Here is a 17995-nt window from a genome sequence, read left to right on the forward strand (position 1 = left end):
TGGAGGTGAGATGAATGGCCAAGAAAGCGATGATAGAAAGATGGAAGAAACCCAAAAAATACAAGGTTCGTGAATACACCAGATGCCACATCTGTGGACGTCCAAGGGCAGTTTATCGAGAATTCGGCCTGTGCAGGGTTTGCTTTAGAAAACTTGCTCTGGAAGGAAAGCTCCCTGGTGTTCGGAAGGCAAGCTGGTAAGGGAGGGATGATGCTGTGTGGAGTGACCCAATCGCCGATATGCTAACGAGGATCAGAAATGCAAACATGGTTTTCAAAGAATACACCGACATACCCGCTTCTAATCTCAAAAGGAAGATATGTGAAATCTTGAAGAGGGAAGGTTTCATAGCCGATTACAAATACATCGAAGATGGCAAACAGGGTATACTGAGAGTTTATCTCAAATACAAAGGCGGCAGGAAAAACAGAGAAAGGGTTATCCATGGGATTGTCAGGGTTTCTCATGCAGGAAGAAGAGTCTACGTTGACAAAGACCATATACCCAAGGTGAAGAACGGTCTTGGAATAGCCATACTCACAACTTCTAAGGGTGTTCTCACGGACAAAGAAGCACGTCAGCTTGGAGTCGGTGGAGAAGTAATCGCTTACGTCTGGTGAGGAGGTGTCTTGAATGTCTCGACTCGCAAAAAAGCCTATAAACATTCCCCAGGGTGTCACTGTGGAAGTAAACGATGGTACCGTTAAAGTGAGAGGCCCCAAGGGGGAACTGACACAAGACTTTCTTCCTTATGTGAAGATAGAAATTGAAGATGGAAAGGTATGGATAAGGCCAAACGAAGCTCAAGTCAGGAGAAAGTCCGACTGGAGAAAAGTGAAGATGTTCCAGGGGACTTACTGGTCTCTCATCAGGAACATGGTGATCGGTGTAACAGAAGGTTACAAAAAAGAGCTCGAAATAGTGGGAATAGGTTACAGGGCCCAACTCCAGGGAAATACCCTTGTAATGAACCTTGGTTATGCACACCCTGTCGTCTACGAGATTCCGAGCGATGTGAAGGTAGAAGTTCCGGCACCGAACAGAATCGTTGTCTCCGGCATAGACAAACAGAGGGTAGGACAGGTGGCGGCCGAGATAAGAGCGTTCAGACCACCGAACGTTTACACCGGCAAGGGTATCAGGTACGTTGGTGAAGTGGTGAGACAGAAGGAAGGTAAGAAAGCATAAAAGGGGGTTGTTGTATGATAAAGAAGGAGTCCAGGAACGAGCGAAGAATCAGAAGACACAGGAGAGTCAGAAAGAAGGTCTTTGGCACTCCCGAAAGACCCAGACTCTGTGTGTTCAGAAGTAACAAGCACATATACGCTCAGATCATAGACGACACGATAGGGCATACCCTTGTTTCCGCCTCAACGCTCGACCCTGAACTCAGGGAAAAACTTCAGAAAACATGGAACATCGAGGCAGCAAAAGAGGTTGGGCTTCTCATAGGAAAAAGAGCCATCGAGAAGGGAATAAAGAAAGTCGTGTTTGATCGGGGAGGATACAAGTATCACGGTAGGGTCAAGGCCCTGGCGGATGGTGCCAGAGAAGCTGGACTCGAATTCTAAAGGAGGGTGATACTGTGGAAACACAGGAAGTCATGAGGGAGATCCAATACGAAGAATTTGAAGAAAAGATAATAGAGATCAGAAGAACTTCCAAGGTTACAAAAGGTGGAAAAAATCTCAGTTTCAGAGTGGTTGCTATTGTTGGAAACAAAAACGGTAAAGTTGGTCTTGGTATAGGCAAGGCCCGAGAGGTTCCAGAAGCCATCAGAAAGGCGATTGCCGATGCAAAAAAGAACGTTATAGAAGTTCCCGTTATCAATGGAACGATTCCCCACGAAGTGATCGGAAGACAGGATGCTTCCAGAGTTCTTCTGAAACCCGCTGCGCCGGGTACGGGTATCATAGCGGGTGGAACAGTTCGAGCGGTCGTTGAACTTGCTGGAATTCAAAACATTCTCACGAAGGCACTCGGTTCTACGAATCCGCTGAACCTGGCGATGGCCACGATAAACGGATTGAAAGAACTTCTCGATCCAAGAAAGGTAGCAAAACTCAGAGACATCACAGTCGAAGAGGTGTACAGAGGTGTAAGGAGGGAGGGCAATGCCTAAGAAGTTGAAAATAAAACTTGTGAAAAGTCCCATTGGCTATCCCTGGGATCAAAAAGACACGGTGAAGAGGCTGGGGCTCAGAAGGATGAATCAGGTGGTTATCAAAGACGATTGCCCGCAGATTAGGGGAATGATAAGAAAAGTAAGGCACCTCGTAGAGGTGGAAGAGGTCGAGGAAGGGGGTAACGAAGCATGAGGCTTGAGGATCTGAGGCCAACTCCTGGTTCGATGAAAAAGAGAAAGAGAGTGGGAAGAGGTCCGGGCTCTGGTCACGGAAAAACCAGTGGAAGAGGACACAAAGGACAGAAAGCAAGGGGAACAGGAAAGGTACATCCCTGGTTTGAAGGAGGGCAGACTCCTCTCCAGAGAAGGCTTCCAAAAAGAGGTTTCAAGAATATAAACAAGAAAGTTTACGCTGTTGTGAACGTCAAAGTGCTCGAGGAAAAGTTTGAGGCAAACGAGGAAGTTACTCCCGCAAAACTCCTTGAAAGGAAAATCGTAAAGGATATGAAGGATGGAATAAAGATACTCGGAGACGGAGAACTCACCAAACCTCTCATAGTCAAGGCACACGCCTTCAGCAAGAGTGCACTGGAGAAGATAGAAAGCGTCGGTGGTAAGGCTGAGGTGATATAAATGTGGCAAGCCCTTAGAAACGCTTTCAAAATACCGGAATTGCGAAGCAGGATAATCTTCACCTTTCTCGCTTTGATCGTCTTCAGGATGGGGATCTATATCCCCGTTCCTGGTTTGAATCTGGAAGCGTGGGGGGAAATCTTCAGGAGGATAGCAGAAACAGCTGGTGTTGCCGGGATTCTCAGTTTCTACGATGTGTTCACCGGAGGTGCTCTCAGTCGGTTTTCTGTTTTCACCATGAGCGTCACACCTTACATCACCGCATCGATCATACTTCAACTCCTTGCATCTGTTATGCCTTCATTGAAAGAAATGCTCAGAGAGGGTGAAGAGGGAAGGAAAAAGTTCGCAGCCTACACAAGGCGCCTCACACTTTTGATAGGAGGTTTCCAGGCGTTCTTCATATCATTTTCCCTTGCCAGATCTAACCCGGATATGGTGGCTCCCGGCGTGAATGCGCTTCAGTTCACCATCCTTTCCACCATGTCCATGCTGGCAGGAACGATGTTTTTGCTCTGGCTCGGTGAGAGGATCACTGAAAGAGGAATAGGTAACGGCATATCCATTCTGATCTTCGCTGGGATAGTAGCAAGGTATCCAAGTTACATCAGAAGGGCATATCTTGGTGGTCTCAACATACTGGAATGGATCTTTCTGATAGCGATTGCTCTCATCACCGTCTTTGGTATCATCCTTGTTCAGCAGGCAGAAAGGCGTATCACCATCCAGTATGCAAGAAGGGTCACTGGAAGAAGGGTTTATGGAGGAGCGAGCACTTATCTTCCCATAAAGGTGAACCAGGGTGGAGTGATACCGATAATCTTTGCCAGTGCCATTGTTTCGATACCATCGGCAATTGCTTCCATAACGAACAGCGAAACCCTTAAGAGTCTTTTTAGAGCAGGAGGATTCCTTTATCTGCTCATCTACGGTCTGCTCGTTTTCTTCTTCACCTACTTCTACAGTGTTGTGATATTCGATCCCAGAGAAATATCCAGCAACATTCAAAAATACGGAGGATACGTTCCTGGTCTGAGACCGGGAAGACCAACCGAGCAGTACCTCCACAGGGTTCTGAACAGAGTAACGTTCATTGGAGCCATCTTTCTTGTCGTTATAGCGCTTCTTCCGTATCTGGTTCAGGGAGCCATAAAAGTGAATGTCTGGATCGGAGGAACGTCTGCTCTGATCGCTGTTGGAGTTGCCCTGGACATAATTCAGCAGATGGAGACACACATGGTGATGAGACACTACGAAGGTTTCCTCAAAAAAGGTAGAATAAGGGGGAGAAGATGATGGCATATCTGGTGTTTCTCGGACCTCCAGGGGCCGGAAAAGGTACGTACGCAAAACGAATCCAGGAAAAGACGGGTATTCCCCATATATCCACCGGTGACATCTTCAGAGATATTGTGAAGAAGGAAAACGATGAACTTGGAAAGAAAATAAAGGAGATAATGGAAAAGGGAGAACTGGTTCCTGATGAACTGGTGAACGAGGTTGTGAAAAGAAGACTTTCAGAGAAAGATTGTGAAAAGGGGTTCATTCTGGATGGGTATCCAAGGACCGTAGCCCAGGCGGAGTTTCTCGACTCTTTCCTGGAATCTCAAAACAAACATCTCACAGCTGCCGTGCTTTTTGATGTTCCAGAGGACGTGGTTGTCCAAAGGCTCACCTCGAGAAGAATCTGCCCAAAGTGCGGTAGAATCTACAACATGATTTCACTTCCACCAAAAGAGGACGAGCTGTGCGATGACTGTAAGGTGAAACTCGTTCAGCGAGACGACGACAAAGAGGAAACGGTTAGACACAGATACAAGGTTTACCTCGAAAAAACACAACCCGTGATAGACTATTACGGGAGAAAGGGTATCCTCAAAAGAGTGGACGGCACGATAGGGATCGACAACGTGGTTGCCGAGGTACTCAAAATAATAGGGTGGAGTGATAAATGATAAGGATAAAGACACCCTCAGAGATCGAGAAAATGAAACGTGCCGGAGAAGCAGTAGCGGTTGCCCTGCGAGAGGCAAAAAGAGTGGTCCTTCCTGGAAAGACAGCGTGGGATGTTGAAAAGGTTGTTCTGGAGGTCTTCAAAAAGTACAGGGTGAAACCGGCTTTCAAAGGATACAACGGATACGAATATGCAACCTGTGTTTCGGTGAACGAAGAGGTCGTCCATGGTTTACCGTTGAAGGAAAAAGTTTTCAAAGAAGGAGACATCGTGTCGATCGATGTAGGAGCAGCGTATCAGGGACTTTACGGAGATGCAGCAATCACCTACATAGTCGGCGAGACTGATGAAAGAGGAAAGGAACTGGTGAGGGTGACAAAAGAAGCCCTCGAAAGAGCCATAAAGATCATAAAACCTGGAATCAGACTGGGAGATGTATCTCACTGTATACAGGAATTCGTCGAATCAGCAGGCTTCAACGTTATAAGGGACTATGTGGGACATGGAATAGGCAGAGAACTCCACGAAGATCCTCAGGTTCCAAATTACGGCACACCGGGAACGGGAATCGCTCTTCGAAAAGGAATGACACTGGCCATAGAACCCATGGTGAGTGAGGGAGACTGGAGGGTTGTAGTGAAAGATGATGGATGGACCGCGGTGACTGTGGATGGTTCAAGATGTGCTCATTTTGAACATACCGTGCTGATCACAGAAGATGGGGCAGAGATATTGACCAGGGAGGGATGAAATGGGAAAAGAAGATGTCATTCGGATGGAAGGTACGATAATAGAGGCTTTACCAAATGCCATGTTTAGAGTAGAATTAGACAATGGTCATAAGGTTTTGGCCCACGTGTCCGGCAGGATGAGAAAGCATTTCATAAGGCTGGTACCGGGTGATCGTGTTGTTGTCGAACTCTCTGTGTACGATCTCACCAGAGGGAGAATCGTTTATAGAAAAAAACCAGAGTAACGAAAGGAGTGGAGTGATATGAAAGTGAGAGCTTCTGTGAAGAAAAGATGTGAGCACTGCAAGATAATCAGAAGGAAAAAGAGAGTTTATGTTGTCTGCAAGGTTAATCCAAAACACAATCAAAAGCAGGGTTGAGAAGGAGGGAAATGAATGGCTCGTATCGTTGGTGTCGAGCTACCCAACAACAAGAAAGTCTGGGTTGCACTGACCTACATTTACGGAATCGGCAGGAGCAGATCCTTTGAGATATTGAAGAATACCGGTGTGGATCCAGACAAAAGAGTTGGTGAACTCACCGATGAAGAAATAAGCAAGATAACCAAGTACATACAGGACCACTTCAAGGTCGAAGGTGAGCTGAGAAGCGAGGTAGAGAGAAACATCAGAAGGCTCATAGAAATAGGATGCTACAGAGGCATAAGACACAAACTCGGTCTTCCGGTTAGAGGTCAAAAGACCCGTTCCAATGCAAGAACCAGAAAGGGCCCAAGGCCCAGCAGGATAAAGACCAAAAAGAAGTCTTCATGAGGGAGGGAAATGAATGGCCAGAAAGAAAGGGACATCGACCAGGAAAAAACAGAAAAAACTCAGTTTCGATTATGGCGTTGTCCACATAAAGTCCACTTTCAACAACACCATCATCACTCTCACAGACAAGGATGGAAACACTCTGACATGGGCCAGTGGAGGCACCGTCGGTTTCGAGGGGACCAGAAAGGGAACACCGTATGCCGCTCAGCTGGCCGCTGATAAGGTGGCAAGAGAAGCCCTCAGAATGGGAATAAAGAGGGTGGATGTTCTGGTCAAGGGACCCGGTCCGGGAAGGGAACCTGCCATCAGAACACTTCAAGGAGCGGGCCTTGAAATCAACCAGATAAAAGACGTTACCCCTATTCCCTTCAACGGTTGCAGACCCAAAAAGAGGAGAAGAGTGTAAGGAGGGAAGAAAATGGCAAGGTACACAGGACCTGTTTGCAGGCTTTGCAGAAGGGAAGGCATGAAACTCTACCTCAAAGGTGAAAGATGCTACACGGACAAGTGTGCTTTCGATAGAAGACCCTACGCTCCTGGACAGCACGGCCAGAGGAGAAGTAAGCTCACTCAGTATGGAATACAGCTCAGAGCCAAGCAAACGGTCAAGAGAATATACGGCATCCTCGAAAGGCAGTTCGAAAGGTACGTTGAAAAAGCTATGAAGAGAGCAGGCGACACGCGAGAAAACCTGATTCAACTTCTCGAGGCAAGGCTCGACAACGTCGTGTACAGGATGGGCTTTGCTATCAACAGAAGACAGGCAAGACAGCTCGTCAACCATGGACACTTCCTCGTAAACGGGAAAAAGGTTGACATTCCAAGCTATCTTCTGAGACCGAACGATGTGGTGGAGGTCAGGGAAAAGAGCAGGGACATAGAAGTGATCAAGAAAGCCATAGAGTTCAACAGGGAAAGAAACACGGTGCCATGGATAGAGGTTGATTTCGACAACTACAAAGGAACCTTCCTGAGGTATCCACGTCTTGAAGAAGTCACAGATCTTCCGGTCGATCTGCAGACTGTTATCGAATTCTACTCGAGGTGATGAAAATGGTAGAGTTTGTAATGCCGAAGAAGTTGAAGGTGGAAGAAGAGCGGGAAGAAAAAGATTATTACTACACCAGGTTCTCGCTTTCTCCACTTGAGAGAGGGTACGCCATTACCATAGGAAACGCATTGAGGAGGGTTCTTCTTTCTTCCATACCCTCCCTTGCAATCGTCGGAGTAAGGTTTATAAAGCCTGAAAAATATCACGAGTACGATTACATCGAAGGAGTAAAGGAGGATATACTCGATATCATATTGAACCTGAAAAAGGTTCAGTTCCGTGTGAACGTGACCGTCAAGGACAGAATCAAAATGGAAGTGGAAAAGAAAGGTCCAGGAGAACTCGTGGCCGGTGACATAAAGACACCCGCCGGTATAGAGGTGGCGAATCCAGACCTCCACATAGCAACTTTGAATTCGAAGGCAGATCTCTTTTTTGAAATCTACGCTGAGGTCGGAAAAGGCTTCGTTCCGGTCTCAGAAAGGGATGAAAGGCCTGAAGTGGGATGGATACCGATCGATGGTGTCTTCAGTCCGGTTATGAAAGTGAATTTCTTAACGGAGAATGTGCGTGTGGGAAAGAGGACGGACTACGACAAACTCATACTCGAAGTGTGGACGAAAAAGTCGATAAGACCCGAAGAAGCGTTACGGAAAGCAGCCGACATTTTGATAAACCACTTCAGGATCGTTATGGAAGGCCTTCCGGAAATGAAGATATCCGAAGAGTACATAATCACGGAAGAGGATGAGGAAGAAGCCTTGACCGCTGTCGAGGGCGAGGATCAGGAAAGCGTCGAAAACCTCGATGTGTACAGCAAGAAAATAGACGAACTTGAGCTGTCTGTCAGATCTCTGAACTGCCTCAAGAGGGCAAAGATAGAAACAATAGGCGATTTGATGAGCAAGACAGAGGATGAACTCTTGAAGATCAAAAACTTCGGTCAGAAGTCTCTTGATGAGGTTAAAAAGAAGTTAAAGGAAAAATTCGGACTCGAGCTCAGGAAGGGGGAATGAAAGATGAGGCACAGAATGAAGAGACACAAACTGGGAAGGTACGGTAGTCACAGAAGAAGTCTTTTGAGGAATCTTTCAAGAGAGATTGTTGAGCACGGGTCCATCGTGACCACCACGGCCAAGGCAAAGGCATTGAAGACGTTCATGGACAAACTTGTCAGCAAAGCCATAGAAGCCGCCACAACTGAAGATAAAGCAAGAAGTGTTCATTTGAGAAGGCAGATCAATGCAGTGCTTGGAGATAGAAGGCTTACGAACAAACTGGTGGATGAGATAGCGAAAAACTACGTTGGAAGGAGAGGCGGCTACGTGAGAGTCATCCGAATAGGTTTCAGAAGGGGAGACGCCGCCGAGATGTCACTCGTTCAGCTGGTGGAGGCATCCAGTCAGGAGGGCTGATGCCTCCTTTTTTCTTTCCCGCCTTTTCCTCCTTCCACCAGTTCCTAGGGGGTGAAAAGTTGCCAGAAGAGCAGAAAACCATCAGTATATCCGAGCTGGAATCGATGAACATAAAGCAGCTTTACGAGATAGCAAAATCACTGGGTATTCCTCGGTACACCTCTCTGAGAAAGAGAGATCTCATATTCGCAATTTTGAAAGCGCAGACTGAATCCTCCGGTTATTTCTTCGGTGAAGGTGTTCTGGAGATACATCCAGAGGGTTTTGGTTTTCTCAGACGCATCGAGGACAACCTGCTTCCAAGCAACGATGATATATACATCTCTCCCTCTCAGATCAGAAAATTCAACCTGAACACGGGCGACATCATATCGGGTGTCATAAGGAAACCAAAAGAGGGAGAAAAGTATTTTGCCATGATAAAAATCGAAGCCATAAACTACCGTCCAGTTGAAGCTGCAAGTGAAAGGGTGAATTTCGACAATCTCACACCAGACTACCCGAGAGAGAGATTCATTCTTGAAACGAATCCGAAGATATTCTCCACAAGACTCATCGATCTTTTCGCACCCATTGGAAAAGGTCAGAGGGGAATGATCGTCGCACCGCCCAAAGCGGGAAAAACCACCATCCTGAAAGAGATAGCAAACGGCATAGCTGAGAACCATCCAGATACCATAAGAATCATACTACTTGTTGATGAAAGGCCTGAGGAAGTGACAGACATAAAGGAATCCACGAATGCCATAGTCATAGCGGCTCCTTTTGATATGCCTCCTGACAAGCAGGTGAAGGTTGCAGAGCTCACTCTCGAGATGGCAAAGCGTCTGGTTGAGTTCAACTACGATGTGGTTATTCTCCTTGACAGTCTGACAAGGCTTGCAAGGGTTTACAACATAGTTGTTCCCCCGAGTGGAAAGCTCCTGACCGGTGGTGTGGATCCCGCAGCTCTTTACAAGCCAAAGAGATTCTTTGGAGCAGCAAGAAACACAAGAGAAGGTGGAAGTCTCACGATAATTGCCACCGCCCTGGTGGAGACCGGATCGAAGATGGACGAGGTTATATTCGAAGAGTTCAAGGGAACAGGTAATATGGAACTCGTTCTTTCCAGGCAGCTGGCGAACAAGAGAATATTCCCTGCCATCAATCTTCTCCTCTCTGGAACCAGGCGAGAAGAACTTCTCCTGGACGAGGAGACATTGAAGAAAGTCTGGCTTCTTCGAAGAATGCTCTCTGCAATGACAGAGGAAGAGGGATTGACATTGATCCTTAACAAACTTGCTGAAACATCCTCAAACGAGGAATTCTTAAAATTGATAGACAAGGAAAAAGCAAGGTATTGATCATGCCAGGAGGTGCTGGAGTTGAAACTGATAGGTGTTGATCTCGGTGGAACAACATTCTCTGTAGGTCTGGTCACCGAAGACGGAAAGATCCTGAAGAAAATCACCCGCGATACGCTTGTTGACAACGGAAAAGACGATGTGATCAGAAGGATTGCAGAGGCAATTCTTGAGGTATCTGACGGTGAGGATGCTCCTTATGTTGGAATAGGTTCTCCCGGATCGATAGACAGAGAAAACGGAGTTGTAAGGTTCTCTCCGAACTTTCCAGACTGGCACAACGTTCCCCTAACCCAGGAGATATCAAAACTCACAAAAAAGAAAGCTTTCCTCGAAAACGACGCAAACGCTTTCGTTCTCGGTGAGAAATGGTTCGGTGCTGGAAAAGGCCATGACCACATAGTTGCCCTGACACTTGGAACGGGAATCGGAGGAGGCGTCATCACTCACGGCCAGCTTCTTACAGGAAAAGACGGAATAGGAGCAGAACTGGGACACGTTGTTGTGGAACCAAACGGTCCCATGTGCAACTGCGGAACACGGGGATGTCTTGAAGCGGTAGCCTCTGCAACGGCGATAAGAAGATTCCTCAGGGAAGGCTACAAGAAGTACCGTGATTCTCTGGTTTACAAACTGGCAGGCTCTCCAGAGAAGGCAGACGCCAAGCATCTTTTCGACGCTGCAAGGCAGGGAGATCGTTTTGCCCTCATGATAAGAGACAGGGTGGTGGACGCACTGGCGCGAGCTGTGGCTGGATACATTCATATATTCAACCCGGAAATAGTGATCATAGGTGGGGGTATTTCCAGGGCAGGAAGCGTTTTGTTCGATCCTTTGAAGGAGAAGGTAATAGATTACATCATGCCCTCTTTCGTGGGAACCTATGAAATAGTGGCAAGTCCTTTGGTGGAGGACGCTGGGATCCTCGGTGCAGCCTCGATAATAAAGGAAAGGACGGGGGGCTAAACCATGAAGGTAAAGATTCTCGTTGACAGCACTGCTGACATTCCCTTTTCCTGGATGGAAAAGTACGACATGGACAGCATACCTCTCTACGTGGTATGGGAGGATGGAACGTCCGAGCCAGACGAAAGAACCCCTGAAGAAATAGAGAACTTCTACAGGAGGATAAAAGAAGCAAGCAGTGTTCCAAAGACCTCTCAGCCGAGCGTGGAGGATTTCAAGAAAAAGTACCTTAAATATCAGGAAGAAGGATACGATACTGTACTGGTTTTCACCATATCCTCTAAACTTTCTGGAACGTATAACTCCGCTGTTCTTGCAGCCAGAGAAGTTGATATACCTGTACACGTCGTTGACACTCGGCTTGCATCCGGTGCCATTCCACTTCCAGCACGGGTGGCAAGGGAAATGCTGGAGAAAGGAGTAACTGTTGAGGAAGTTTTGAAAAGGATCGATGAGAGAATGAAAAGCAGTGATTTCAAAGCGATCTTTTATGTTTCGGATTTCAACTACCTGGTCAAAGGGGGAAGGGTGAGCAAATTCCAGGGATTTGTTGGGAATCTTCTGAAAATAAGAGTGTGTCTTCATATCGAAGACGGAGAACTCATACCTTACAGGAAGGTAAGGGGTGACAGGAAGGCCATTGAGGCTCTCATCGAAAAACTCAGAGAAGATACACCGGAAGGCTCAAAACTTCGGGTGATAGGTGTTCATGCAGACAACGAAGCAGGGGTCATGGAACTTCTGAACACTCTCAGGAAAAAGTATGAGGTTGTGGATGAGATAATCTCACCCATGGGAAAAGTCATCACGACCCATGTGGGACCTGGGACGGTTGGTTTTGGAATCGAGGTTTTAGAACGAAGAAAATGAAAACACCGATGAACACCAGGATGTCTCCCAGACTTATCACAAACCTTCTTCCCCACGGAAGATAAACGGGGATGTAATCTGCCAGTATCGTTTTCCAGGAAAACTCGGTGAACACACTGTGTTTGAAATCCAGGCCGAGATTGAGGAGTCTGAGTGTTGGTTCCCAAACCGGCATCTTTCCACCGTTGACACTCATGGTGAATCCGTTCAAAACAGCACCTGCTGCCATGAGTTTAAAGCCAGGCAGGTTTCTGTTCCATACAAAGAAAAGAAACAGCATGAAAAAGGAAACAGGAACGGTGATCTCTTTCCAGGGGAGAAACTGAAGGAAAAACGGAACGGCAAAAAGATAAAGCCCTCTGTAGTTGTACTTCAGGATGTTTTTGATGTTGCCAGTTATCAGTGAAAGGATCAATGCAATGATGAACACGTCAACCATCATTTTTCTTTTTCCTCCTCTCCTTCCTCGTCGAGTATTTCAAAAAGAAGTTTGACGAGATCTGGGTCGAGTACCGTGCCACTCATCTGTTTCATCATGATCTCTCTTGCCTCTTCTTTCGTGAGCGCTTTTCTGTACGGTCTGTCACTTGTGAGTGCCTCGTACACATCTGCAACTGCTATGATTCTTGAGGGAAGGGGTATCTCTTCTCCTTTCAATCTATCGGGATATCCTGTGCCGTCCCATCTTTCGTGGTGATGCCTCACCCACTTGCTTTCTCTGTTGTTGAATATGTCCACCTCCCTCAGTATGTCTTCACCCATGACCGGATGGTTCTTCACTATGTCCATTTCCTCCTTTGAAAGGATGGTTGGTTTTTTCAGTACGTGATCTGGTATTCCGATCTTTCCTATATCGTGCAGAAATGCTGCGTTGTAGATTCGCTCTACCATTTTGGGAGAAAATCCGAGTTTTCTTGCCATTTTTCTTGCAAGTTCTGCTACCCGTTCGCTGTGTCCACGGGTGTACCTGTCTTTTTCTTCCAGGCTTTTTGCAAGAAGTTTCAGGTGTTCCAGTTTTGCCTCGTAGTATTTGTACCTGTAGTAGTTTCCTATCTGAATGGAAAGAACGGCAGCAAGAGAGACGGGAATGGCGATGAAGCCCATATATTGATAAAGAATGTAAACGATGATGACCACAGGAATAAATAATGCCATGCTTAAAACAGGTCCTGATATTACCTTTGAAAGAACTTCACGGAGATCTTGTTTAGAAAGCGTGTAAACACCAAAAAATATAAACAGGTTATTCAAGATGAAATAGACCATTGTACATATCATTACAGCAAGAATATTCCACACAAAATTTTGACCAACTATGGAGTGAAATACAATACTAGAGACATATGAAGATACGGCAACTTGTGAAAAATTGAATATATACCGACTCACTGGATATCGTTCTTTGGGTATTTTGATCAGCTTGTATAGAATACCCGAAGAAGCGTTGATCAAAGAGGCTTCCAGAGGCATAAGAAGAAACACCACTGTGATGTGGACGACCATGCTGGCAGAAGTTTCTATTTTTCCTCCTGTAAACTCCAAAGTCTTTATACTTGCGATCTCGAAAATAGAACTGATCAGAAAAAGAAAAAGAACAAATTCCGTGTTTTGCATTCTGGAAAAAGTGTTCTTGAAAATGAAAATTAGAGCAACATAGATAACAAGAACAAACAAAGAATAAATCAGAAATGACTTTTCTCTTTGATTTATCACACTCTCACTCCTTAAGGGAAGTATAATGAGTTACACACTGGGGCAGGGGAATGCCAGATAAAAGAATACTACATTACCAGAGCCTGTTGGTCCCAACCACTGCCATCAGAGCTCCAAAGAGGCTTCCAAGAACGAGGATTATTTTCACGAGTTTTCTCATGGCTTCCCCCCCTTTCATTGCCCAGTCTCAGTGCTTCGCTTGTTACCGGATCTTCGCTGACCACATTTCTTTCTGCGAAACTCCGCTTTTGAAAGATCCCCTGCCCCCATACTATTTTATCAATTTTCTTTCAGGAGTGTTGATATCAGATTCAAAAGATCATCTATTCCCTCACCCGTCACAGAAGAAGTTGGTATAATCGTGTACTCCCCATACTTTGAAAATGCCTTTTTGTGTTCGTCCAGTTTTTTCTTTCTTTCAGACATCTTGACCTTGTCCATCTTGGTGAGGACGATGGTGAAGGGAACGTTCAAACTTTTCAACCACTCCACCATCATGAGGTCTGTTTCCTGAGGTGGTATCCTACCATCAACAAGCAAAAACACCATCTGAAGGGACCATCTGTTCGCGAAGTAGTCTTCTACCAGTTTTTTCCATTGCATGCGTTCTTTTTTGGAGACCTTTGCGTATCCGTATCCAGGAAGATCCACAAAATAGTACCTGGAATTCACAAGGTAGAAGTTTATCGATCTTGTTTTCCCTGGTGTTTTACTCACGTAGGCGATCTTTTTGTTGAACAGAGCGTTGAGAAGCGACGATTTTCCCACGTTCGACCTTCCAACAAAGGCGATCTCACCCTTCAAAGGAGGGGGATAATCACCCGGTGTTTTCGCTACCTTGACCAGTTTCACGTCCTTTATGACCATTTTCTCTCACCCTCTTTCTATGCTAGCATACAAAGAAGGAGGGATGAAGTTGAAAGGATACGTGCACGTTTACACAGGAGACGGCAAAGGAAAAACAACCGCTGCCCTTGGACTTTCGGTGAGAGCAGCCTGTGCGGGTTTGAGAGTGTTCATAGGACAGTTCCTGAAGGGAACACCGGTTTCGGAGTTGAAACTGAAGGAGTTCTTCCGTAACATCGAGATCGTCCAATACGGAACTTCCCAATTTGTCGTGGGAAGACCATCTGAAGAACAGATAAAAAAGGCAAAGGAAGGACTTCAAGATGCCAGGGAAAGACTGATTTCTGGAAAATACGACGTTGTCGTACTGGATGAACTCTGTGTGGCGATTTATTTTGGCTTCTTTTCGAGAGAGGAAATAGAAGACCTGCTGAGTGTCAGACCCGAAAGTGTGGAACTCGTAATAACAGGAAGATACGCACCAGAATGGCTGATCGAAAAGGCAGATCTTGTCACGGAGATGAAAGAAGTGAAGCATTACTACAGGAAAGGTGTAAGAGCAAGGAAAGGCATAGAGTACTAGGAGGGATACCCATGGTTGTGGAAAACAGGCTGGAAAAGGAAAAACCCGCAGTGGGAATGGAAACCACCGTGTTCGTTCACGGTCTGCCCAGAAAAGAGGCAATTGAACTTTTCAGAAAGGCAAAGAAGATATCCGAAGAGATGGGATTCCAGCTTGCGGTGGTGGGTGTCTTGAAAGGAAAGATCATCTTGGGAATGAATGAAGATGAACTCACCATCATGATGAACGAAGGTTCAGAAAAAATAGGAACAAGGGAGATTCCGATAGCACTGGCAAAAGGAATGAACGCTGCAACGACTGTGAGTGCCACCATCTTTCTCTGCAAAAGATTTGGGGTAGACATCATTGTGACGGGTGGTACGGGCGGTGTCCATCCCGGTGGAGTGGACGTTTCCCAGGATCTCACGGAGATGGCATCTTCAAGGATCATTCTTGTGTCCAGTGGTATAAAGTCCATCCTCGATGTGGATGCAACGTTCGAGATGCTTGAAACTCTGGAAATACCAGTAGTGGGATTCATGACAGATGAATTTCCCCTCTTTTTCTCAAGAAAAAGTGGGAAAAAGGTGAAGAGAGTAGAGAATGTAGAAGAGATCCTGAGAATCTACAGGACCATGGAGGAACTGAAACTTGAAAAGACTCTCATGGTGCTGAATCCTGTTCCAGAAGAACACGAAGTTCCACGAGAGGAGATCGAACATCTTCTGGAAAACATCGAACTGAAAGTGGAAGGGAAAGACGTAACACCCTACCTTCTCAGAAAGCTTGTTGAGATAACGGGTGGTAGAACTCTGAAGGCAAACCTTTCTCTTCTTGAGGAAAACGTGAAACTTGCCGGAAAGATAGCACTGGCACTTGGAAGGTAACAGATATGGTATACTAAAAATCGATGGTACTCCAGACACCGTGAAGAGGGAGGTCAGGCAAGATGAAGAGAACGTACCAGCCTTCAAGAAGAAAGAGAAAAAGAACACACGGCTTTCTTGCAAGAAAGAGAACCCCAGGAGGAAGAAGAGTTCTCAGGAACAGGAGGAAGAAGGGTCGCTGGAGACTGACTGTATGAACGAGCGTTTCACCAGAAAGGAACGCCTGAGGCTCAGGAAAGATTTTCTTGCAATATTCAAAGAAGGAAAGAGTCTGCAAAACGAGTATTTTGTGGTTCTGTTCTTGAAAAACGGTCTTGATCACTCGAGATTGGGAATAGTGGTGAAGAGAAAGTTCGGAAAAGCGACCAGAAGAAACAAATTGAAAAGATGGGTAAGAGAAACGTTCAGGAAAAACAAGGACAAAATACCGAAAGGTTTCGATATCGTGGTGATCCCCAGGAAGAGATTGTCCGAAGAGTTCGAAAGTATAAACTTCTGGGTTGTTCAGGAAAAGTTGCTCAGTCTCTTAGAGAGGATAGAGGAATGAAAAGATTGCTCATAATGATCGTACGGTTCTATCAGAGATACATCTCTCCTCTGAAACCTCCAACCTGCAGGTTCGAGCCAACCTGTTCGAATTACTTCATACAGGCTCTGGAAAAGCATGGCCTTCTGAAAGGTCTTTTCCTGGGCCTCAGGCGTGTTGTTCGCTGCAATCCCCTTTCAAAAGGTGGATACGACCCGGTTCCCGAAGAATTCTCGTTCAAACTGAGGAGGCGATGATCTTGAAAAAGATCGTGGCAGTGTTACTTGTCATCTTGCCTTTCATTCTGTTCGGGATCGAACCCATCAAGGTCACACGCTCTGACGAAGAAATCGTTGTTCTGACCAAGTTCAGGGAGTATCACTTCGATCTTGAAAGAGGCATACTGAAGGATTACTATACGCTCGTTGAAGGCAGAAAACACGTTTTCACATACGGAAACGATGGGTTCGATGTGCTCGATGAGGGAACACCTCTTACTGTCATCGAAGATCCGATAGTAACCGGAAAAGGAAAGACTTCGGAAGGATTTTCAGAAGAAGTGAGTATCGTGTACAACTACGGATACGTGAAGAAGATTTTCACCATAAAAAATGATGAAAATTATCTCTTTTTTGTGGACATAGAAAGTTCCAGGCCCGTGGAAGTAACGCTTCCCAGAGTTTCATTGGATCCCTCCACAGACAGATACATGGAGAACTACTTTGCCTCTTTCAACTCGAAATCGAGGACACTGGTTCTTGTCAAACATGATGAAGGGCTTCGCTTCGAAGGGACTCTGGAGGTGAACGGTCAAAAAAGGCTCACCGTCTTCATGGGACCGAACAAGAGAACCTTGATCAAGAAGGCATTTCCTGAAGATTATGAATCCCTTATGAAAGCCCTTGGAAACATCCCTGGATTCAACAGATGGTACGATACTGTGTTCTATGGACTTGTCTGGTTTTTCTGGTGGCTCAAAGATCTGACAAAGAGTTTTGGATGGGCGATAGTACTGTTCACACTGATAGTCAGGCTGATACTTTACCCGTTGTACCATGCTCAGACAAAGTCGCTCATAAACATGAGAAAACTCCAGCCGCAGATAGAGGCGATCAAGAAGAAATACAAAGACCCTGCAAAACAGCAGGAAGCTCTCCTGAAACTCTACAAAGAAGCGGGTGTGAACCCTGCCAGCGGATGTTTGATGCTCCTCATACAGCTGCCGATCTTCATTCTTCTGTGGTCTGTTATCAGGTATTACGTGGAGGAGTTTGCCTACAGCGGTGGTTTTCTCATCTGGAAAGATCTTTCAGCTGGTGGTTTTGCCAACAACTGGATTTTCCTTGTGATCACGATAGTGTCAAGTTACTACACCACCCTTCTCACGAGTCAGGATGTGAGAACGGCTTGGCAGGGTCTCATAATGTCCATCATCTTTCCGTTCTTGTTCGTGGGACTTCCAAGCGGTCTGTTCCTTTACTACACAACGAACACGCTGATTCAACTCGCTGTTACCTACTACACTTATAGAAGGTACAAGATCAAGGGAATCACAACCAGGGAACTTCTGGGACTTCCGAAAAAGGCTTGAGGAAGA

29 protein-coding genes are annotated in these 17995 nt (G+C 46.0%); 26 read left to right on the top strand and 3 right to left on the bottom strand.

Features of this window, described 5'->3' with window-relative positions; translation table 11 throughout:
* Window positions 1-14: 14 nt before the first annotated feature.
* From TRQ7_RS06375 to TRQ7_RS06470, 20 genes are read left to right on the top strand one after another with little or no spacing between them, the layout of a single operon-like run.
* A complete protein-coding gene (locus TRQ7_RS06375) occupies window positions 15-200 on the top strand; it encodes a type Z 30S ribosomal protein S14 (protein ID WP_008195018.1) in 186 nt (61 codons plus the stop codon).
* 15 nt (window positions 201-215) lie between these two features.
* Window positions 216-620: a 30S ribosomal protein S8 gene (rpsH, locus tag TRQ7_RS06380; RefSeq protein ID WP_015919499.1), complete on the top strand. Its 405-nt coding sequence runs from the start codon at window positions 216-218 to the stop codon at window positions 618-620.
* Window positions 621-633: 13 nt separating this feature from the next.
* On the top strand, window positions 634-1188 hold the full coding sequence (gene rplF / locus TRQ7_RS06385) for a 50S ribosomal protein L6 (RefSeq protein ID WP_015919500.1): 555 nt from the start codon (window positions 634-636) through the stop codon (window positions 1186-1188).
* A 14-nt stretch (window positions 1189-1202) separates the two neighbouring features.
* Window positions 1203-1571, top strand: coding sequence for a 50S ribosomal protein L18 (rplR, locus tag TRQ7_RS06390; protein ID WP_015919501.1), 369 nt, complete (start codon window positions 1203-1205; stop codon window positions 1569-1571).
* A 32-nt stretch (window positions 1572-1603) separates the two neighbouring features.
* Window positions 1604-2122: a 30S ribosomal protein S5 gene (rpsE, locus tag TRQ7_RS06395; protein WP_038067547.1), complete on the top strand. Its 519-nt coding sequence runs from the start codon at window positions 1604-1606 to the stop codon at window positions 2120-2122.
* Window positions 2115-2318, top strand: a complete 204-nt coding sequence (gene rpmD / locus TRQ7_RS06400) for a 50S ribosomal protein L30 (RefSeq protein ID WP_015919503.1) — start codon at window positions 2115-2117, stop codon at window positions 2316-2318. The genes rpsE and rpmD overlap by 8 nt, the downstream gene beginning before the upstream one ends.
* Window positions 2315-2758: a 50S ribosomal protein L15 gene (gene rplO, locus TRQ7_RS06405; protein ID WP_015919504.1), complete on the top strand. Its 444-nt coding sequence runs from the start codon at window positions 2315-2317 to the stop codon at window positions 2756-2758. Before rpmD ends, rplO begins: the two co-directional genes overlap by 4 nt.
* Window positions 2759-4054 (top strand): preprotein translocase subunit SecY, encoded by a 1296-nt coding sequence (gene secY / locus TRQ7_RS06410; protein ID WP_041844251.1) that lies wholly within the window; start codon window positions 2759-2761, stop codon window positions 4052-4054.
* Window positions 4051-4713 carry an adenylate kinase gene (locus tag TRQ7_RS06415; RefSeq protein WP_041844252.1) on the top strand — a complete coding sequence of 221 codons (663 nt, stop codon included), beginning with the start codon at window positions 4051-4053 and terminating at the stop codon, window positions 4711-4713. Before secY ends, TRQ7_RS06415 begins: the two co-directional genes overlap by 4 nt.
* The gene (gene map / locus TRQ7_RS06420; protein ID WP_015919507.1) at window positions 4710-5462 is read left to right on the top strand and encodes a type I methionyl aminopeptidase; all 753 of its coding nucleotides are present in this window, start codon (window positions 4710-4712) and stop codon (window positions 5460-5462) included. Before TRQ7_RS06415 ends, map begins: the two co-directional genes overlap by 4 nt.
* 1 nt (window position 5463) lies before the next feature.
* The gene (infA, locus tag TRQ7_RS06425; RefSeq protein WP_015919508.1) at window positions 5464-5688 is read left to right on the top strand and encodes a translation initiation factor IF-1; all 225 of its coding nucleotides are present in this window, start codon (window positions 5464-5466) and stop codon (window positions 5686-5688) included.
* An 18-nt stretch (window positions 5689-5706) separates the two neighbouring features.
* Window positions 5707-5823 (top strand): 50S ribosomal protein L36, encoded by a 117-nt coding sequence (gene rpmJ, locus TRQ7_RS06430; RefSeq protein ID WP_038067439.1) that lies wholly within the window; start codon window positions 5707-5709, stop codon window positions 5821-5823.
* A 15-nt stretch (window positions 5824-5838) separates the two neighbouring features.
* Window positions 5839-6216 (top strand): 30S ribosomal protein S13, encoded by a 378-nt coding sequence (rpsM, locus tag TRQ7_RS06435; protein WP_015919510.1) that lies wholly within the window; start codon window positions 5839-5841, stop codon window positions 6214-6216.
* A gap of 13 nt (window positions 6217-6229) precedes the next feature.
* Window positions 6230-6625 carry a 30S ribosomal protein S11 gene (rpsK, locus tag TRQ7_RS06440; protein WP_015919511.1) on the top strand — a complete coding sequence of 132 codons (396 nt, stop codon included), beginning with the start codon at window positions 6230-6232 and terminating at the stop codon, window positions 6623-6625.
* Window positions 6626-6637: 12 nt separating this feature from the next.
* A complete protein-coding gene (gene rpsD / locus TRQ7_RS06445; protein ID WP_015919512.1) occupies window positions 6638-7267 on the top strand; it encodes a 30S ribosomal protein S4 in 630 nt (209 codons plus the stop codon).
* A 5-nt stretch (window positions 7268-7272) separates the two neighbouring features.
* A complete protein-coding gene (locus TRQ7_RS06450; RefSeq protein ID WP_038067442.1) occupies window positions 7273-8286 on the top strand; it encodes a DNA-directed RNA polymerase subunit alpha in 1014 nt (337 codons plus the stop codon).
* 3 nt (window positions 8287-8289) lie between these two features.
* The gene (gene rplQ / locus TRQ7_RS06455; protein ID WP_041844253.1) at window positions 8290-8685 is read left to right on the top strand and encodes a 50S ribosomal protein L17; all 396 of its coding nucleotides are present in this window, start codon (window positions 8290-8292) and stop codon (window positions 8683-8685) included.
* Window positions 8686-8744: 59 nt separating this feature from the next.
* Complete coding sequence (gene rho, locus TRQ7_RS06460) at window positions 8745-10028, top strand: transcription termination factor Rho (RefSeq protein ID WP_041844560.1); 1284 nt, start codon at window positions 8745-8747, stop codon at window positions 10026-10028.
* Between the two features lie 21 nt (window positions 10029-10049).
* Window positions 10050-10994: an ROK family protein gene (locus TRQ7_RS06465; protein ID WP_041437631.1), complete on the top strand. Its 945-nt coding sequence runs from the start codon at window positions 10050-10052 to the stop codon at window positions 10992-10994.
* A gap of 3 nt (window positions 10995-10997) precedes the next feature.
* Window positions 10998-11864, top strand: a complete 867-nt coding sequence (locus tag TRQ7_RS06470; RefSeq protein ID WP_015919517.1) for a DegV family protein — start codon at window positions 10998-11000, stop codon at window positions 11862-11864.
* Here the strand turns inward: TRQ7_RS06470 and TRQ7_RS06475 are convergent.
* The 3 genes from TRQ7_RS06475 to yihA form a co-directional block, all read right to left on the bottom strand.
* Entirely contained in the window at window positions 11800-12306 is a 507-nt protein-coding gene (locus TRQ7_RS06475) for a DUF5317 domain-containing protein (RefSeq protein WP_038067446.1), read from the bottom strand. The two genes, TRQ7_RS06470 and TRQ7_RS06475, sit on opposite strands and share 65 nt — an antisense overlap.
* On the bottom strand, window positions 12303-13478 hold the full coding sequence (locus tag TRQ7_RS09910; protein ID WP_343327292.1) for an HD-GYP domain-containing protein: 1176 nt from the start codon (window positions 13476-13478) through the stop codon (window positions 12303-12305). Before TRQ7_RS09910 ends, TRQ7_RS06475 begins: the two co-directional genes overlap by 4 nt.
* 378 nt (window positions 13479-13856) lie before the next feature.
* Window positions 13857-14444 (bottom strand): ribosome biogenesis GTP-binding protein YihA/YsxC, encoded by a 588-nt coding sequence (gene yihA / locus TRQ7_RS06485; RefSeq protein WP_041844255.1) that lies wholly within the window; start codon window positions 14442-14444, stop codon window positions 13857-13859.
* 49 nt (window positions 14445-14493) lie between these two features.
* Between yihA and cobO the strand changes: the two genes are divergently transcribed.
* The 6 genes from cobO to yidC all read left to right on the top strand — a co-directional run bounded on the left by cobO (window position 14494) and on the right by yidC (window position 17989).
* Window positions 14494-15006 carry a cob(I)yrinic acid a,c-diamide adenosyltransferase gene (gene cobO, locus TRQ7_RS06490; RefSeq protein WP_041844256.1) on the top strand — a complete coding sequence of 171 codons (513 nt, stop codon included), beginning with the start codon at window positions 14494-14496 and terminating at the stop codon, window positions 15004-15006.
* Between the two features lie 11 nt (window positions 15007-15017).
* The gene (psuG, locus tag TRQ7_RS06495) at window positions 15018-15872 is read left to right on the top strand and encodes a pseudouridine-5'-phosphate glycosidase (RefSeq protein WP_041844257.1); all 855 of its coding nucleotides are present in this window, start codon (window positions 15018-15020) and stop codon (window positions 15870-15872) included.
* A gap of 62 nt (window positions 15873-15934) precedes the next feature.
* A complete protein-coding gene (gene rpmH / locus TRQ7_RS06500) occupies window positions 15935-16069 on the top strand; it encodes a 50S ribosomal protein L34 (RefSeq protein ID WP_038067454.1) in 135 nt (44 codons plus the stop codon).
* A complete protein-coding gene (gene rnpA / locus TRQ7_RS06505; RefSeq protein ID WP_041844258.1) occupies window positions 16066-16419 on the top strand; it encodes a ribonuclease P protein component in 354 nt (117 codons plus the stop codon). The genes rpmH and rnpA overlap by 4 nt, the downstream gene beginning before the upstream one ends.
* Entirely contained in the window at window positions 16416-16655 is a 240-nt protein-coding gene (gene yidD, locus TRQ7_RS06510) for a membrane protein insertion efficiency factor YidD (protein WP_041844259.1), read from the top strand. Before rnpA ends, yidD begins: the two co-directional genes overlap by 4 nt.
* Window positions 16652-17989, top strand: a complete 1338-nt coding sequence (gene yidC / locus TRQ7_RS06515; protein ID WP_083941432.1) for a membrane protein insertase YidC — start codon at window positions 16652-16654, stop codon at window positions 17987-17989. The genes yidD and yidC overlap by 4 nt, the downstream gene beginning before the upstream one ends.
* Window positions 17990-17995 lie beyond the last annotated feature (6 nt).

This window comes from Thermotoga sp. RQ7 (assembly GCF_000832145.1).
Classification (GTDB): domain Bacteria; phylum Thermotogota; class Thermotogae; order Thermotogales; family Thermotogaceae; genus Thermotoga; species Thermotoga neapolitana.

Bases quoted from the DNA above. Each gene is read 5' to 3' on its own strand.
- TRQ7_RS06470 (WP_015919517.1), top strand. From the start codon at position 10,998: ATGAAGGTAAAGATTCTCGTTGACAGCACTGCTGACATTCCCTTTTCC.
- infA (WP_015919508.1), top strand. From the start codon at position 5,464: ATGGGAAAAGAAGATGTCATTCGGATGGAAGGTACGATAATAGAGGCT.
- map (WP_015919507.1), top strand. From the start codon at position 4,710: ATGATAAGGATAAAGACACCCTCAGAGATCGAGAAAATGAAACGTGCC.
- TRQ7_RS06450 (WP_038067442.1), top strand. From the start codon at position 7,273: ATGGTAGAGTTTGTAATGCCGAAGAAGTTGAAGGTGGAAGAAGAGCGG.
- yihA (WP_041844255.1), bottom strand. From the start codon at position 14,444: ATGGTCATAAAGGACGTGAAACTGGTCAAGGTAGCGAAAACACCGGGT.
- rpsM (WP_015919510.1), top strand. From the start codon at position 5,839: ATGGCTCGTATCGTTGGTGTCGAGCTACCCAACAACAAGAAAGTCTGG.
- yidD (WP_041844259.1), top strand. From the start codon at position 16,416: ATGAAAAGATTGCTCATAATGATCGTACGGTTCTATCAGAGATACATC.
- rplQ (WP_041844253.1), top strand. From the start codon at position 8,290: ATGAGGCACAGAATGAAGAGACACAAACTGGGAAGGTACGGTAGTCAC.
- rpmD (WP_015919503.1), top strand. From the start codon at position 2,115: ATGCCTAAGAAGTTGAAAATAAAACTTGTGAAAAGTCCCATTGGCTAT.
- TRQ7_RS06475 (WP_038067446.1), bottom strand. From the start codon at position 12,306: ATGATGGTTGACGTGTTCATCATTGCATTGATCCTTTCACTGATAACT.
- rpmH (WP_038067454.1), top strand. From the start codon at position 15,935: ATGAAGAGAACGTACCAGCCTTCAAGAAGAAAGAGAAAAAGAACACAC.
- TRQ7_RS09910 (WP_343327292.1), bottom strand. From the start codon at position 13,478: ATGCAAAACACGGAATTTGTTCTTTTTCTTTTTCTGATCAGTTCTATT.
- rpsE (WP_038067547.1), top strand. From the start codon at position 1,604: ATGAGGGAGATCCAATACGAAGAATTTGAAGAAAAGATAATAGAGATC.
- rplO (WP_015919504.1), top strand. From the start codon at position 2,315: ATGAGGCTTGAGGATCTGAGGCCAACTCCTGGTTCGATGAAAAAGAGA.
- secY (WP_041844251.1), top strand. From the start codon at position 2,759: ATGTGGCAAGCCCTTAGAAACGCTTTCAAAATACCGGAATTGCGAAGC.
- rplF (WP_015919500.1), top strand. From the start codon at position 634: ATGTCTCGACTCGCAAAAAAGCCTATAAACATTCCCCAGGGTGTCACT.
- rnpA (WP_041844258.1), top strand. From the start codon at position 16,066: ATGAACGAGCGTTTCACCAGAAAGGAACGCCTGAGGCTCAGGAAAGAT.
- rplR (WP_015919501.1), top strand. From the start codon at position 1,203: ATGATAAAGAAGGAGTCCAGGAACGAGCGAAGAATCAGAAGACACAGG.
- TRQ7_RS06415 (WP_041844252.1), top strand. From the start codon at position 4,051: ATGATGGCATATCTGGTGTTTCTCGGACCTCCAGGGGCCGGAAAAGGT.
- TRQ7_RS06375 (WP_008195018.1), top strand. From the start codon at position 15: ATGGCCAAGAAAGCGATGATAGAAAGATGGAAGAAACCCAAAAAATAC.
- yidC (WP_083941432.1), top strand. From the start codon at position 16,652: ATGATCTTGAAAAAGATCGTGGCAGTGTTACTTGTCATCTTGCCTTTC.
- rpsK (WP_015919511.1), top strand. From the start codon at position 6,230: ATGGCCAGAAAGAAAGGGACATCGACCAGGAAAAAACAGAAAAAACTC.
- rpmJ (WP_038067439.1), top strand. From the start codon at position 5,707: ATGAAAGTGAGAGCTTCTGTGAAGAAAAGATGTGAGCACTGCAAGATA.
- rpsD (WP_015919512.1), top strand. From the start codon at position 6,638: ATGGCAAGGTACACAGGACCTGTTTGCAGGCTTTGCAGAAGGGAAGGC.
- psuG (WP_041844257.1), top strand. From the start codon at position 15,018: ATGGTTGTGGAAAACAGGCTGGAAAAGGAAAAACCCGCAGTGGGAATG.